Source organism: Tabrizicola sp., from assembly GCF_031377265.1.
Taxonomy (GTDB): Bacteria; Pseudomonadota; Alphaproteobacteria; order Rhodobacterales; family Rhodobacteraceae; genus JAUYQR01.
In genome coordinates, this window is record NZ_JANMET010000216.1 from 1 (window position 1) to 15,488 (window position 15,488).

At 62.5% G+C, this 15,488-nt stretch carries 13 protein-coding genes and 1 pseudogene; 1 reads left to right on the forward strand and 13 read right to left on the reverse strand.

Annotated elements, in window-relative coordinates; translation table 11 throughout:
* The 10 genes from rpoD to RMO18_RS12780 all read right to left on the reverse strand — a co-directional run.
* Positions 1 to 1,716: RNA polymerase sigma factor RpoD (gene rpoD, locus RMO18_RS12735; protein WP_309666364.1), on the reverse strand; the 1,716-nt coding region annotated here is incomplete at its 3' end.
* 105 nt (positions 1,717 to 1,821) lie between these two features.
* Complete coding sequence (dnaG, locus tag RMO18_RS12740) at positions 1,822 to 3,726, reverse strand: DNA primase (protein ID WP_309666365.1); 1,905 nt, start codon at positions 3,724 to 3,726, stop codon at positions 1,822 to 1,824.
* A 213-nt stretch (positions 3,727 to 3,939) separates the two neighbouring features.
* Entirely contained in the window at positions 3,940 to 5,241 is a 1,302-nt protein-coding gene (locus tag RMO18_RS12745) for an FAD-binding oxidoreductase (RefSeq protein ID WP_309666366.1), read from the reverse strand.
* On the reverse strand, positions 5,238 to 6,593 hold the full coding sequence (locus RMO18_RS12750; RefSeq protein WP_309666367.1) for a glutamine synthetase family protein: 1,356 nt from the start codon (positions 6,591 to 6,593) through the stop codon (positions 5,238 to 5,240). The genes RMO18_RS12745 and RMO18_RS12750 overlap by 4 nt, the downstream gene beginning before the upstream one ends.
* Before the next feature lie 35 nt (positions 6,594 to 6,628).
* Positions 6,629 to 7,330 (reverse strand): type 1 glutamine amidotransferase, encoded by a 702-nt coding sequence (locus RMO18_RS12755; protein WP_309666368.1) that lies wholly within the window; start codon positions 7,328 to 7,330, stop codon positions 6,629 to 6,631.
* A 61-nt stretch (positions 7,331 to 7,391) separates the two neighbouring features.
* On the reverse strand, positions 7,392 to 8,726 hold the full coding sequence (locus RMO18_RS12760; protein ID WP_309666375.1) for a glutamine synthetase family protein: 1,335 nt from the start codon (positions 8,724 to 8,726) through the stop codon (positions 7,392 to 7,394).
* Between the two features lie 202 nt (positions 8,727 to 8,928).
* Complete coding sequence (locus RMO18_RS12765; RefSeq protein WP_309666369.1) at positions 8,929 to 9,636, reverse strand: transporter substrate-binding domain-containing protein; 708 nt, start codon at positions 9,634 to 9,636, stop codon at positions 8,929 to 8,931.
* A gap of 270 nt (positions 9,637 to 9,906) precedes the next feature.
* The gene (locus RMO18_RS12770; RefSeq protein WP_309666370.1) at positions 9,907 to 10,677 is read right to left on the reverse strand and encodes a PhnD/SsuA/transferrin family substrate-binding protein; all 771 of its coding nucleotides are present in this window, start codon (positions 10,675 to 10,677) and stop codon (positions 9,907 to 9,909) included.
* Positions 10,674 to 11,111 carry a TerB family tellurite resistance protein gene (locus RMO18_RS12775; RefSeq protein ID WP_309666371.1) on the reverse strand — a complete coding sequence of 146 codons (438 nt, stop codon included), beginning with the start codon at positions 11,109 to 11,111 and terminating at the stop codon, positions 10,674 to 10,676. Before RMO18_RS12775 ends, RMO18_RS12770 begins: the two co-directional genes overlap by 4 nt.
* A gap of 5 nt (positions 11,112 to 11,116) precedes the next feature.
* Positions 11,117 to 11,920 (reverse strand): 23S rRNA (adenine(2030)-N(6))-methyltransferase RlmJ, encoded by an 804-nt coding sequence (locus RMO18_RS12780; protein ID WP_309666372.1) that lies wholly within the window; start codon positions 11,918 to 11,920, stop codon positions 11,117 to 11,119.
* A gap of 105 nt (positions 11,921 to 12,025) precedes the next feature.
* On the opposite strand from RMO18_RS12780, the gene RMO18_RS12785 reads away from it, so the two are divergent.
* Positions 12,026 to 12,685, forward strand: coding sequence for a TerC family protein (locus RMO18_RS12785; protein WP_309666373.1), 660 nt, complete (start codon positions 12,026 to 12,028; stop codon positions 12,683 to 12,685).
* 396 nt (positions 12,686 to 13,081) lie between these two features.
* Here the strand turns inward: RMO18_RS12785 and RMO18_RS21135 are convergent, their stop codons facing one another.
* The 3 genes and pseudogenes from RMO18_RS21135 to RMO18_RS12795 all read right to left on the reverse strand — a co-directional run.
* Entirely contained in the window at positions 13,082 to 13,480 is a 399-nt protein-coding gene (locus tag RMO18_RS21135) for a hypothetical protein (RefSeq protein WP_405054068.1), read from the reverse strand.
* Positions 13,473 to 14,156, reverse strand: a complete 684-nt coding sequence (locus tag RMO18_RS12790) for a hypothetical protein (RefSeq protein WP_309666374.1) — start codon at positions 14,154 to 14,156, stop codon at positions 13,473 to 13,475. The genes RMO18_RS21135 and RMO18_RS12790 overlap by 8 nt, the downstream gene beginning before the upstream one ends.
* A 67-nt stretch (positions 14,157 to 14,223) precedes the next feature.
* A pseudogene (locus RMO18_RS12795) lies at positions 14,224 to 15,351 on the reverse strand (CTP synthase); the annotation flags it as partial.
* Between the last annotated feature and the right edge of the window lie 137 nt (positions 15,352 to 15,488).

The window sequence follows — 15,488 nt, forward strand, 5'->3', positions numbered from 1 at the left end:
AATGAAGTCGCCGAGTTGTGAGTCTTCCTCGTCGCCGATTGGGGTTTCCAAGCTGATAGGTTCCTTGGCGATTTTCATCACCTTGCGGACCTTTTCCAAGGGCATTTGCAGCTTTTCGGCCAATTCCTCGGGGGTCGGTTCGCGGCCGATTTCGTGCAGCATCTGGCGGCCGGTGCGGACCAGTTTGTTGATCGTTTCGATCATGTGCACCGGAATTCGGATGGTGCGGGCCTGATCGGCGATGGAGCGGGTGATCGCCTGCCGGATCCACCAGGTGGCATAGGTCGAGAACTTGTAGCCCCGGCGGTATTCGAACTTATCCACGGCCTTCATCAGGCCGATGTTGCCTTCCTGAATGAGATCAAGGAATTGCAGGCCCCGGTTGGTGTATTTCTTGGCGATCGAGATCACCAGACGCAGGTTTGCCTCGACCATTTCCTTCTTGGCCTGACGCGCCTCTTTTTCGCCCTTCTGGACCTGGTTCACGATCCGGCGGAATTCGGCGATATCGACACCGATGTACTGGCCGACGGCGGCCATTTCGGCGCGCAGCTCCTCGACCTTTTCGCGGCTTTTCTCGATCAGCATCTGCCAGCCGCGACCGCCCTTGACGGCCATCCGGTCCATCCAGGCGGGGTCAAGTTCGTAGCCTTGGTATTCGTCGATGAACTCGCGCCGGTTGATGCGCGCTGCATCGGCGAGTTTGACCATGTTGGAGTTGATCCCCATGATCTTGCGGTTGATGCCGTAAAGCTGGTCGATCAGCGCTTCGATCCGGCTGTTGTTGAGGTGCAGCTCGTTCACCAGCAGCACGATTTCCGAGCGCAATTTCTGGTAGGCGGCCTCTTCGGCGGTTGAAAAGCGCTGGGCGTTGGACAGGGCGGCGTTCATCCGCAGGTCCTGCATTTCGGCAAGTTTCACATAGTCGCGCGCGATCAGGTCAAGCGTTTCCAGAACGCCGGGCTTGAGGGCAGCCTCCATTGCCGCAAGCGACATGTTGGAGGCTTCATCGTCCTCGTCATCGTCACTTTCGGCGATGATCGGGTTGCCATCGGCGTCCAGCTCCGGTTCTGCCGCACCGGCGCGGCGTGGGGCGGCACCCACCTCCACGTCATCAAGGGCGGGGCCGTCGAGTTCTTCTTCGCCATCAAGGCTGCGCCCGAAGGTGGCCTCAAGGTCGATCACGTCACGCAACAGGATGTCTTCGGACAGCAATTCGTCACGCCAGATGGTGATGGCGTGGAACGTCAGCGGGCTTTCGCAAAGGCCCGCGATCATCGTGTTGCGGCCTGCCTCGATCCGCTTGGCGATGGCAATTTCGCCTTCGCGCGACAAAAGCTCCACCGAGCCCATTTCACGCAGATACATCCGGACCGGATCATCCGTGCGGTCGAGCGCCTCGGCCGAAGTGCCCGACACGGCCACTTCGCGCGAGGTGGACACCTCGACCAGTTCGCCCGCCGGGGCTTCGGCTTCATCAGCCTCATCATCCTCGATGATGTTGATGCCCATTTCGGACAGCATCGACATCACGTCTTCGATCTGTTCGGAAGACACCTGTTCGGGCGGCAGCACCGTGTTCAGCTGGTCATAGGTGATGTAGCCACGCTCTTTCGCGTCGGCGATCATCTTCTTGACGGCAGCCTGGCTCATATCCAGCGAGACATCAGCCTCGTCGGCTTCTGGCTTGGAATCGTCGGTATCCTTGAGGGCCATGAGTGCTCCTTTAGGTCGCATTTGGGCGGCGCTGACCAGGGTCAGTACGAATCGGTACGGCTTTGACGAATCAATAACGCGAATCAGGCCGGGGGAAAGGCCGAATCAGTGGTTTTTCTTCACCCAGACCTGAGTATCGATCAGGGATTGCAGATGTTTCGACAAGGCGAGGCGGTCCTCGCCCAAATCAGTGGCATCAGAACGCTCCGGCTTTTCAGACCGGTGGCGGGCTTCGGCGGCTTTTGTCAGCCGCCAGGTGATCCCTTCGTCGGGCAAACCGTCGAGATCTTCGACGGCATCCTCGATCTCGCGGCGAGCACCGCGACGGGCATCAAGCTTGGCGAGTTCTTCGGCCAGGCAAAGGGTGGCAAGTTCGTCATCGCCGGAATTGCGGATGGGCGGTGCGATGCTGACGTGGGGTCGCAGCATCACCGCGTCAAGGGCAGCGGGCGCTGCTTCGGCAAGACGGGTGTGCAATGCGGGGTCATCGGCATGAACGAGGATCAGGCGGCGCAACAGGTTGTGGTCATCGCCAGTCAGATCCAGCCGCTCGAGCGCAGATTCGAAACGGTGGATCAGCACGGGGTGCACGATCAGAATGGCAAGGATCACGGCCTCGCGCAGGATCTCGTCCACCGGGCCGGAGCTTTGGGCGAGCAGCGAGGAGCGCGTGGAGGGCAGCGCGCCCGACGGGGATTGGCTGCGCTTGCCGGGGGTAAAGCTGCGGCGGGTGCCGAACAGTTCCCAGCGCAGGCGCTTGATCTCTTCGCCGTAATGGCTGCGGATCGAGGGGTCGGCGATGCGCTTCAGGGCGGCGCGCAGGGTCTTGTCGAGGGCGGCCTTGCGTTCGGGGCTGTCAAAGCTGCGGCCTTCGGTTTCGCGCGCCCAAAGCAGGTTCACCATCGGCTGTGCGGCATCCAGCACGGCCTTCATCGCGCCGGCGCCTTGGGTCTTCAGCAGATCATCGGGGTCAAGGCCGGTGGGCAGCATGGCAAAGCGCAGACCCTTGCCGGCCTCCAGCAGGGGCAGGGCAAGGTCGATGACGCGCAGCGCGGCGCGGATGCCGGCGGTGTCACCGTCAAGGGCGATCACCGGTTCGTCGCTGATGCGCCACATCAGGCGCAGCTGGTCTTCGGTGACGGCGGTGCCGAGGGGGGCGACGGTGGCCCTGAACCCCGCCTCGGACAGAGCGATCACATCCATGTAGCCTTCGGCGACGATCAGCGGCTGGCCCTTGCCCGCCGCCTCGCGCGCAGGGGCTTGATTGTAGAGGTTGCGGCCCTTGTCGAACAGGTCGGTTTCCGGGCCGTTAAGGTATTTCGCCGGATCGGCCGGGTCCATCGCCCGTCCTCCAAGGCTGATCGCGCGGCCGCGCCCGTCGCGGATCGGAAAGATGATGCGGTTGCGGAACCGGTCATAGGCGGCGCGCTTGTCGGATTTCGCCGCCAGACCGGCGTCGATCAGCAGGTCGGTGGCGATGCCCTTTTGCGCCATGGCATCGGTCAGCGCGGTCCATCCGGCGGGGGCAAAGCCGATCTCCCAGCGGTCCTGCGCCTCGGGCGTCAGGCCGCGCTTGGCCAGGTAGGCGCGGGCCTCGGCGGCGGCGGCGGTCTTCAGCTGCAGGCGGAACCATTTCACCGCCTCTTCCATCACCCGGATCAAGTCGGAGCGCCGGTCGGCCTTTTCGACGGCGCGGGGGTCTTGCGCCGGCACTGGCAAACCCGCCTCGGCGGCGAGGATCTGCACTGCCTCCATGAAGCCGACGTTTTCGGTGTCTTTCACAAAAGTGACGGCGTCGCCTTTGGCGTGGCAGCCGAAGCAGTAGTAAAAGCCCTTGCGGTCATCAACGTGGAAAGAGGCGGATTTTTCCTGGTGGAACGGGCACGGCGCCCACATGTCGCCCTTGGCCATGTTGGATTTGCGCATGTCCCAGGTGACTTTCTTCCCAACAACGGAAGAAAGCGAGACTCGGGTGCGCAACTCATCAAGGAATCCGGGTGGCAGGCTCATGGGTCTTATATCGGCCCCGCGCGCGGCTCTGTCCAGCGGTAGGAAACCTGAGCGGGCAAGCCCGCAAGTTTTTCATCTCGCCTCTGGCCTGCGGCCAACCGGCTCGGGCGTGCCTCCGGCGGGGATACTTGGCGAAGAGGAACTTCGCGGTGCTTCCTCTTCGCCAAATATCCCGGGGGTGCGGGGGCTGGCCCCCGCTGTTGCGGGATGCGATCAGAGGCTCAGCCGGTCACGCATTGCATACCAGGTCATCGCCAGCACGAGGAGCGGCGAGCGCAAGGCCGCGCCGCCGGGAAAGCGGCGTTGTGGCAGGCTGGCCAGCAGATCGAAACGCCCGGCCTGCCCGGCCACCGCTTCGGCCAGCACCTTGCCGGCCATGCCGGCCATCGCCACGCCGTAGCCTGAATAGCCCGAGGCCGACAGCACATTGGGGTGGGGCCTGGTAAAGCAGGGCAGGCGGTTGACGGTGATGGCCAGCGTGCCGCCCCAGGCGTAGTCGATTTTGGTCCCTGCAAGCTGCGGATAGACGCGCAGCATCGGCTTGGTCACAGCCTTCTCCACATCGGTAAAGCGGTAGCCATAGGTCTCAGCCCCGCCGAACAGCAGGCGGCCATCTTCGGATAAACGCCAGTAATTGTTTACGAACTTGGTATCGGTCACGGCGACGGGTTCGGCGATGATCTCGGTCGCGCGCGCGCCCAAGGGTTCGGTAGCGATGATGTAGCTGTTGATCGGCATCACTTTGGTCGCGACCGCGCCGTCAAGATTGCCGAGGTAGCCGTTGCAGGCGAGGATCAGCTGATCGACCGTCACCTGCCCCTGCGCGGTGTGAACGTTGACCTTTGGACCATGCTCGATCCGCAACACTTCGGAGCGTTCGTGCAACACGGCCCCTGCGCGTGCGGCCGCTTGGGCGAGGCCGATGGCATAGTTGAGCGGGTGCAGATGACCAGCACCCCGGTCAATGTCGCCGCCCACATAGGTCTTTGACCCGATCAGACGCGCAAGGCCAGCAGCGTCCAGCGGGGTGATTTGGGCATAGCCGTAGTCGCGGGCGAGTTTTTCGGCGTTTTGGTGGTAGTCGCGCACTTCCGCCTGTGTGCGGCAGGCGTGGGCGATGCCGGGGTGGAAGGTCACTGGCATCGCGTGGCGGGTGATCAGGTCTTGCACCAGCGCCTTGGCCTCTTCGCCCAAGGACCAGAGCTGGCGCGCGAGGTGCGGGCCAAGCATATCCTCCAACGTCTGTTGATCCAGACGCTGGCCGGTGCCGACCTGCCCGCCGTTGCGCCCCGACGCACCGAAGCCCACGCGGTGCGCCTCCAGCAAGATCACCGACAGACCGCGTTCGGCCAGATGCAAGGCTGCTGACAGCCCGGTATAGCCGCCGCCGATGATGCAGATATCGGCCCGCGCCGCACCGGTCAGCGGTGCAAAGGGTGCCAGCGGGGCTGCGGTGGCCGCATAGTAAGAGCCGGGGTATTCCCCCAGCCGGTCGTTGGCGTGCAGAAGGTTCATACGTTCAGCAGCAGATGTTCGCGTTCCCACGGGCTGATGACCTGCAGGAACTCTTTGTATTCGTTTCTCTTTACGGAATCGTAGACCTTGCAGAACATCGGGCCGAGCACCTCTTGCAGGGCCACGTCCTCCTCAAACAGATCAAGGGCGTCGCCGAGGTTCACCGGGATTTCGTCACTGTCGATATAGGCCGACCCGGAAAATTCCGGCCGGGCACCCTTTTGCTCCATCAGCCCGAGATAGCCGCAAGCGAGCGTGGCCGCGATGCCGAGATAGGGGTTGCAATCCATGCCCGGCAGGCGGTTTTCCACCCGCCGTCCGGCGGCGTTGGAGATGGGGATGCGCAGGCCGGTGGTGCGGTTGTCGCGGCCCCATTCCAGGTTGATCGGGGCGGCGAAATCCGGGACGTAGCGACGATAGCTGTTCACATAAGGCGCCAGCAGCGCGATGGCGCCGGTCAGGTGGTTCTGCATCCCGCCGATGAAGTCGAGGAAATGGTCGGTCTCGGCACCTTTCGGGCCGGCAAAGATGTTCTTGCCGGTCTTTGTATCCACCACCGAGGTGTGGATGTGCATGGCTGATCCCGGCTCGCCAGCGATCGGTTTGGCCATGAAGGTGGCAAAGCAATCGTGGCGCAGTGCCGCCTCCCGGATCAGGCGTTTGAAGAAGAACACGTCATCGGCCAGACGTACCGGGTCGCCGTGGGCGAGGTTCAGTTCGATCTGGCCGGCGCCGCCTTCTTGCAGGATACCGTCGATCTCCAGCCCCTGCGCTTCGGCGAAATCGTAGATGTCGTCGATGACCTTGCCATATTCGTCGATGGCCGACAGCGAATAGGCCTGTTTGCCCGCCGCGCGGCGGCCGGAACGGCCCATCGGCGGGATCACCGGCTGGTTCGGGTCTATGTTGCGGGCGGTGAGGAAAAACTCCATCTCCGGGGCCACAACGGGCATCCAGCCCTGCGCGCGGTACAGGTCAACCACCCGGCGCAGCACGTTGCGCGGGCTGTAGGGCACCGGCGTGCCTTCGTGATCGACGGCGTCATGGATGACTTGCAGCGTCACGTCCGCCGTCCACGCCGCGGCGGTGGCGGTTGTCCAGTCGGGGACCAGATACATGTCGGGTTCGGTGAAGGCGTCAAACGGGTTGTCGGCCCATTCACCGGTGATGGTTTGCAGGAAGATCGAGTTTGGCAGGAAGTAGTTGGTCTGCTTGGCGAATTTTGCAGCAGGCATGGCCTTGCCCCGCGCCACACCGGCGATGTCGCCGATCACGCATTCCACTTCGTCCACACGGCGGTTGCCGATGTAGTCACGCGCTGCCTCGGGCAGCTGGTCGGTCCATTTGGACATGGGTCACACATCTTGGGGGGGTGGCCCCCGCGCGGTCAGGCGCGGAGCTTCTCGGCCCCGGTTTGGTGGTTCAGGAAGAATGTGGCGATCCGGTCGGCAACGGAACCGTCGCTGAGCGGTACCCCAAGGCGAGCGCGGGCGCGGTCCATCAGATCATCCGGCACCAGGCCGGGGCCACGGGTGCGCATCAGGCCATCGACAAACTCGGGTCGAAACTCGGGGTGTGCCTGCACGGTGAACATACGGTCATCATAGAGAAGCGCCGCGTTTTCGCAGAAATCACTGCTGGCGATGACTTTGGCGGTGTCGGGCACCTTGGTGACCTGATCGCGGTGCCACGCGTTCAGGGTGAGTTTTTCGCCGTTGAAATCATAGTCGGTCGCGCCGACGGACCAGCCGCCGGCGAATTTCTCGACCTTGCCGCCCATCGCTTGCGCGATGATCTGGTGGCCAAAGCAGATGCCGACCACGGGAATGTGTCTGGCATAAGCGTCGCGGATGAAGGTTTCCAGCGGCTTGATGAAGGGGTGATCCTCATACGCCCCGTGGCGCGAGCCGGTGATCAGCCAGCCTTCGCAGTCGGTAATGCTGGCCGGAAAATCCATCGTTTCCACCCGGTAATGGCGGAAGGTCAGGCCGCGCCCGGCAAGCAGGCGTTCGAACATGTCAGGATAATCGCCCAGATCGTCCTTCAGGGCGTCTGGGGAGGCTCCGGTTTGCAAGATGCCGATCAGCATTTGTGTCTCATGGGTTAATGACCGGATGGTAGGCCGAAAGGCCCCCCTCCGGTCAAGGGGGTCAGACGGTGTCGAGGTAAAGCTCCACCCGTTCTTCGGGCGAAAGTTCAGCGAGGTAGTGCAGTTCCTGACGTTTGGTCTGCACCAGATTGCGGATCAGTTCCTTGGGCAGGAAGCGATAGAGGATATCGCTGCCCTCGAACGCATCGATTGCGGCGTCCCAGGTGGCGGGAATTTGTGGCAGGTCCATCGCATAGGCGTTGCCGGTGACGGGCGGTGGCGGCTCCACCTCATCCTCGATACCGGTGAGGGCGGCGCCAAGGATCGCGGCAAGCATCAGGTAGGGGTTGACGTCGCCGCCCGCCACGCGATGTTCGATCCGCCGCGCCTCGGGGTTGCCTGCGGGGATGCGGATCGCGGCGGTGCGGTTTTCAAACCCCCAGCTGATCGCGGTGGGGGCGTGCTTGTCGGGCACCAGGCGGTCGTAGCTGTTCAGGTGCGGCGCAAACAGCAGCGTGCTGTCATGCATCGCGGCAAGACACCCCGCCACGGCATAGCGCAGGGCTGCGGTGCCTTTCGGGCCACCGCTGTCAAAGATGTTCTCGCCCTTGGAATCCAGCACCGAAAAATGCGTATGCAGGCCGGAGCCGGAGTATTCCATGTAGGGCTTGGCCATGAAGCTGGCGGCAAAACCGTGGCGGCGGGCAAGGCCCTTGACCAGCATCTTGAAGAGCCAGGCATCGTCGGCGGCGCGCAGGGCGTCGTCACAATGCATCAGGTTCACTTCGAACTGACCGAGGCCGGTTTCCGAGGTGGTGGTGTCGGCGGGAATGTCCATCGCCTCGCAGGCATCGTACAGGTCGGTGAAGAAGGTATCGAAGGCGTCCAGTGCGCGGATCGACAGGGTTTCGGACGCTTTACGACGCTTGCCGGACCGGGGCGAGGGCGGGACCTGCAGGGTCTTGCCAGAGTCGTCGATCAGGAAGAACTCCAGTTCCATTGCGCAGACCGGGGTCAGGCCCTTGGCCTTGTAACGGTCGACCACGGCACGCAACGCATGGCGCGGATCGCCTTCATAGGGCTGGCCGTTTTCGCGGAACATCCAGATTGGCAGCAGGGCTGTCGGCGCCTCTAGCCATGGCATTGGCATAAAGCCGCGTTCGGTGGGCATCAAGACGCCGTCAGCGTCGCCCTGTTCGAACACCAGCGGGCTGTCGTCGATATCCTCGCCCCAGATGTCGAGGTTGAGGACCGAGAACGGAAACCGGGTTCCGTTCTTGACCACGTTGTCGGCAAAGCGGGCGGGCACGCGTTTGCCCCGCGCCTGGCCATTCAAATCCACTGCGGCCACGCGGATGGTCCGCACGTCCGGGTGTTTGCGAAGGTAGTCTTTCATCATCATGTCTTCAGGCAGGGCATGAACCGCCCACGCACAGACCAAGGGTCCGGCAGGCGGGTTTCGGATCATGCCCTTGATCCTATCCCCTGTTTTTTGATCACCGATGGGCCCCGAAGTGGTGCGCGCATAATTTGATCAAATTCAGAGTACCCTCGGATCACCTGCCGATGCAAGCGGATTCTGCTTTTCGCCGGGCCGGTCAGTAGAACCAGCGGTTTTCCAGATCGGTGAGGGTGCCGTCGGCACGCATCTCATCAAGGGCCGCGTTCAGACTGCGCAGAAGGTCGGCGTTGCCCTTGCAGACGGCCATGGCAACGCCGTCATCGGGCAATTCGGCGGAATAGAGATAGTCATAGCCCTGTGCGGTGATGATGGTTGCGATGTCATCGCGGCTTTCAAAGGGCCCGAAGGCGAGATCGACCTTGCCTTCGGCCAAGGCGCGCAGGACTTCGGCCTCGGTGGAAAAGCTGAGGTGGCGGAAGCCGGATTTCTGCAGGTGGGTGTCGTGCACCGTGCCGCTTTGCACGGCGGTCAGCGCCTGTTCGGGGGCGGGTGCGCCGGGGCGACCGATGAACCATTCGGTATCGTCGGTGGTGTGGTAAGGCTCGGTGAAATCCACCAAACGGCGACGGTCGTCGGTGACTGCCATGCCGCCCAGAACCACATCAAACTCGCCCGCCATCACACCGGGGATCAGCTGATCAAAGGTGGTGTCGACCCAAGTGCAGGACAGGGTTGCGCGCTGGCAGACCTGATCCATGATGTCACGTTCATAGCCGGTGATGGTGCCGGCATCATCGACATAGGTGTAGGCAGGAAAGGGCGCGTCGGTGGCAATGACCACCGGCCCCGCATTGGCAAGCGTCAGCCCGGCGATCACAGCCGATATGGTGGCCGAGCAGACCATTCACGACGCCCTTCGACGGGCGCGGGTGGCAGCCGTTTCAAGCTGGCGGTTGCGCACCGTCGGGTTGGATTTGTCGTGACCGCGCTGGGGTGGCAGGGCAACGCCCGGCGACGCCGCCGCTGGGCCAGCCCACTTGCGCAGCCCATGATTTTCGGTGGCTGGTGGATGGGGCATACGGGCTGGCATGGCACTCTGGAATGGGGGCGTCATGGGCCGCGAGTAGGACCGAGATTTCACACCATTGCAACGCGCAATTCGCCGGGAGACGGGTCAGGCGGGCTGCGCGATCAGCTCAGGTGCCGGCGGATTGGGCACCGCAAGGTAGGCGGCCAGGGGGATGCGGGTGATCCCCTTAAGGCGCAGGGCGGCACGGTGTTCGGCGGGCAGCGCGGCAATGGCCTGTGCGATCACGTCGAACAGCAGGTCCGCATCGGCCCCTGGACCGGCGATGAAGGGCAGGCCGGGGGTCGGTTCCGTCAACTCAATTTGCTTGAGATTGGCAACGACGGGATCGGCCTCGGACATCAAGGCGAAGGTGTTCAGGTCAAGGGCTGCAATGTCAGCGCGGCCTTCGGCGACAGCGCGGGCCGACAGCCGGTGCCCACCGCTGCGCACTGTTGGATGCAACCGCAATCCGCGAGCGATGGCATGGTACTGCGGAGCCGCCCAGCCCGATTGCGACAGGTCTTCGTTGAACGCGAAACGCGCGCCGTCAAAATCTGCAAGTGTCTGGCGTGGGTCGTCTTTCCGAGCAATGAAGACGGATCGGTAATGGCCGGGACGTACGCCCTCAATGCCATAATCCGGGGTGCCGACATAGGTGACCTTGTCGTGCAACCGGGCGCGGAACGGGTAGCCGCAGGTTTGCGACAACACCAGATCGGGGGCTTGCCAGGCGGGCCAATAGGCCGCCTCGCCCCGCGTCAGGGCATCAGGCGCAGGATGGCCCTGCGCGCGCAACCCGTCACGGATCAGCGTCCAGAGATGGTCGTTGGCCGCCACGGCCGGGCCGAAATCATACATCGCCAGCGACGCGATCACAGCCCGGTCGCCCGTTGCCGCGCTTGCGCTGATTGCACGTCGGTCAGGCCCAGAAGATTGGTGACCAGCCGCATCAGGCGGTCTTCCTCGTCATCGCGCAACCGGTCGGCCAGTACGACCGACCACATCGCCGTCAGCACCTCGGTGCGGTCTTCCAGCGGCGTTGCGGCCTTGATCGCGCGGGTGAACCGCACGGTATCGGGTGCGATCGCCTCCAGCGCCTCGGCGTCAGCGCGCAGCTTGGCGGAAGCGAACGGGTCAAGGCCGTAGCGGGTGGACAGAACGCGATCGATGCGCTCCACCTCCTCGGCGGAATAGAGGCCGTCGGTGCGGGCGACGCGCACCAAAAGGGCCGCCAGCGCCAGACGGGCGTCGGGTTCGGGCAGGTGGGTTGGGGCGGGCGCCAGAAGGCGGCGAAGCAGGGCGTCGAACATGCGCGTTATCTAGGGCCTGTTGCGACGGATTGGTAGTGGGTCTTGAACTGATTGCCCAGCCACACGGCCTCATCGTCCAGACCGAATGGCGGGTTGATGACGAACAGGCCGGAGCCTTCCATCCGGTGCCCATCCCGGGCGGGGGGAAAGCGGACCTCGTGGCGCAGGCCGTCGGGGAAGGAGTCCACCAGCGATTTCAGCATGCTGGCATGCGGCGCCCCGGTCAGGATCGGATACCACAGGATCAGGATGCCGACGTTCCATTTGCGATGGATATTGGCCAGATGCTTTGGGATGGCGTCGTAATCGGCCTTCACCTCGTAGCTGGGGTCGATCAGCATCAGCCCCCGGCGCGGCGTGGGGGGAGTGAGCGCGAGCGCCAGTTCAAACCCGTCGCGCTGATGGATATGCGCGCCCCACGGGGCGGCGGTGGCGCGCAGATGCTGCACCTCCTGGGGGTGCAATTCGGCCAGATGGATGCTGTCGGTTTCGCGCAGGCCAAGTGCTGCAATCAGCGGCGAACCGGGGTAAGCCTGCGGGCCATGCGCCGCGCGGGTTTCCATCAGACGCTGGCGATAGGGGTGGTCAGGCGGGAACCAGCCTTCGGCAAGCGTGATCCCCTGCGCGGCCTCGCCGGTCTTCAACGCGGCGTCGCTGGCCAGATCGTAGAGGCCCCGGCCGGCATGGGTTTCGATGTAGCTGAGCGGTTTGTCCTTGAGCGTCAGGTAGTTGAGCACCCAAGACAGCACCGCGTGCTTGTGCACGTCTGCCAGATTGCCCGCATGGTAATGGTGTTGATAGGACAGCATCGGCCCTGCGTAACGTGGTTTGGCGCGGCTGGAAAGACCGGAACCGGGTTGATCGGCAGGCGTTGGGAGCGTAGGAGCAGGGGATCTGCGTGTATTGGGGGCGGAATGGAAATCTTTACGGTCGAGGGGTTTTACGCCCTCATGCAGGTCATCGGAATCGATCTGGTACTGGCGGGCGACAATGCGATTGTCATTGGCCTGGCCGCTGCAGGATTGCCCAAGGAGCTGCGGGCCAAGGCGATCCTGGTCGGGATTGCCGCCGCCACGGTGATGCGGATCGGCTTTGCGCTGGTCGCCGCGCAACTTCTTGAAATCACGGGGCTGTTGCTGGCCGGCGGGATCCTGCTGTTGTGGGTGACCTGGAAGATGTGGCGCGAGCTGCAGAACGGGCACGGCGCGGAAACCGAGGCGGAAGAGGCGCTGACCGGCACCGATCTGAACGCCGACGGCACGGTCGGGGGCGGCGCGCCGCGCAAGACTTTCGCCCAGGCCGCGACCCAGATCGTGATCGCCGATGTGTCGATGTCACTGGATAATGTGCTGGCCGTTGCGGGGGCGGCGCATGACCATCCGACGGTTCTGGCCATCGGTCTGGTGCTGTCGATTGCACTGATGGGGCTGGCGGCCAGTTTCATCGCGCGGCTTTTGAACAAGCACCGCTGGATCGCCTATGTCGGGCTGGCGATCATCCTTTACGTCGCGCTGAAGATGATGTGGGAGGGGGCCCACGAGATGCAGCCGGTCTTGCTGGGGATGGTCGGCTAAGCCTTTGCGGGCGCTGGATTAACCGGCTGATTTTGACGGGGTGGGACGGTCTTCTTTCCGTCTACGCCGCGTCTTCATTCCGTCTCCACGCGCGGAGGGGGAACGGGGCGTTAAGCATGATGTGGGAATCGGTTTGAGGGCGTTCGGAGCGGAGGGTCGCGCCAGACCGCCGGGTGGGCGCTGCGACGGCAGTTCTTGGGCGGTTTATGGGTCAGCGTCTTGGGACCGGAGTTCTGCTGGTGACGGTGCAAGGGCGCCTGCCCGAGGGGGCGGTCAGGCGCTGCCCGGCGGCGCTTTGCGCCTTGATTCCGGGCGGGGGGAGGGAAGTTGACGAATGCTTGTTCGGCCCAATTCTGCTACGTCGAGGTGCAAGGCTGAGAAGGTGGTTGCCAAAGACTAGATCGCACGGAACTGCGAGCCCTTGTTGATTGGTAGCAAGTAGAGGCCATTCGCGTTGTTAGTCCGCTGGCTAACTATTCGTTCCCACTGCCAGATAATTGTAGCAGCTTGTTCATGAATACGGGCCTTCTGTACTGCAGGAGCCAAGTATACCCCGATTACCCCTGATCTGAGTATTGCGGCTCGTTCTGGCCTCCTACTAGCGTTGGCCACATCTTTCGATACCACAACCCAATCACGTTCCTTTCCAAGCTCAGTGAATAAATCGATGTCACTAATGTTTATTGGAAACTTATCGCGGAGGGCGTGAGCCTCATGGCCATCATCTTTGACAAGAGCATGCAATGTCCGAGCGAGAACAGGCGGCATGTTGTGGTCAAAAAGAACCTTAACCATTCAATTCCTGTGCCGCATCTAACCGTTGCTCGAACTTGACGGCATCGTTTATGTATCGAATCGGAATCTCGTAAATCTTTGAAAGATAGCGCGCGTCTTGGAATTCAAGAAATTCTCGGTAAATGGTCTGAGTTGACACTCCGAAGGCATCGATCATTGGAGTGCCAAAGAGACGTGCAGGATCAATCACAACGTGTTGTGCTGTAGTCGGTCTCCAGCGAGCAACATAATCGTTCTCATATTCCAGATCATTCAGAGACTGCTTGACGATCTCCGCAAACACCTTCTGTCCAGGGTTCTTCTTGGATAGGCTAACGAACTCTCCATCGTTCTCGATTGCATCCATTAGTATATCGCCGCCCAATAGCTTGAAGCTTCGAGTTGCAAGCGGGCGGGAGACTCCAAAGCGGTTCTCAGCAAGATCAAGAGCAAATCGAATTGCCTGGAGAGAGATCCCCGATCTTCGAAGGGCCTTTACAACTCGGACTTCAATTAGGTCGACAAAGCTCAACTCAGTTGTATCGTCCAAGAATTGATAGTGGGCCTTCCACAACGGATCAGTAGGTCCACTACCGCGAGTCCAGCGCAATACTTCCTGCGCGCTACCTCCTACGAGGCGTGCGGCCTCTCGCGGCGAGTAGATACCAGCTCCGAAGATGACTTCGTCAAACGGCACATCAATCCTCCCGGCATTCGGTGAACTATAGGCTCTTACGATGCCATCAAGTCAATTGGGAAAGCGGTCACACCAACCGCGCCCCCTCCACCGCCGCGCGGACGAAATCCGCGAACAGCGGGTGTGGGGCGAAGGGTTTTGACTTCAGCTCGGGGTGGAACTGCACGCCGATGAACCAGGGGTGGTCCTTGACCTCGACGATCTCGGGCAGTTTGCCGTCCGGGCTCATGCCGCTAAAGATCAGGCCGCAGCTCTCAAGTTTGGCGCGGTACTTGATGTCCACCTCATAGCGGTGGCGGTGGCGTTCTTCGATGCTGGTGGAACCGTAGATCGCGGCGACGTGGGAGCCTTCCTTAAGGGTGGCGGTATAGGCGCCGAGGCGCATGGTGCCGCCCTTGTCGTCGCCGGTCTTGCGCTGGACGACGTGGTTGCCCTGCACCCATTCCTTCAGGTGATAGACCACGGGGGTAAAGCGTTTTGCACCGGCCTCGACGTCAAACTCCTCGGACCCGGCGTTCGCAAGGCCGGCGAGGTTGCGGCTGGCCTCGATCACCGCCATCTGCATGCCTAGGCAGATGCCAAGGTAGGGGATCTTCTTTTCGCGGGCGTAACGGGCGGCCTTGATCTTGCCTTCGGTGCCACGCTCGCCAAAGCCGCCGGGGACGAGGATGGCGTGGAAGTTTTCAAGGTAAGGGGCGGGGTCTTCGCGTTCAAAGATCTCGGCGTCGATCCATTCGGCCTTGACGCGGGTGCGGTTGGCCATGCCGCCATGGGTGAGCGCCTCGGCGATGGATTTGTAGGCGTCTTCCAGCTGGGTGTATTTGCCGACGATGGCTATGCGGACCACGCCTTCGGCGTTGTTCAGGCGGTCCATCACGTCTTCCCAACGGGGGAGGTTGGGCTTTGGCGCGGGGGTGATGCCGAAGGCGTCAAGCACCGCCTGATCGAGGCCCGCGCGGTGGTAGGCCAGCGGGGCCTCGTAGATCGTTTTCAGGTCATAGGCGGCGATCACATGCTCTTTGCGGACGTTGCAGAACAGGGCGATCTTTTCACGCTCCTTGTCGGGGATCGGGTGTTCGGAGCGCAAGAGGAGCACATCGGGGGCAAGGCCGATGGATTGCAGTTCCTTGACGGAATGCTGGGTGGGTTTGGTTTTGAGTTCTCCGCTGGCCGCAAGGTAGGGCAGCAGGGACATCCACCTTCAGCACATGGCGCACGCCCGGCATGCCCATCACCTTCGCCGAGTCGAAACTGACCAGCTTGCCGCCAAACACCGGGCTCTGCGCGATCGATGCGTTCAGCATCTCCGGCAACTGCACATCAATGGCATAG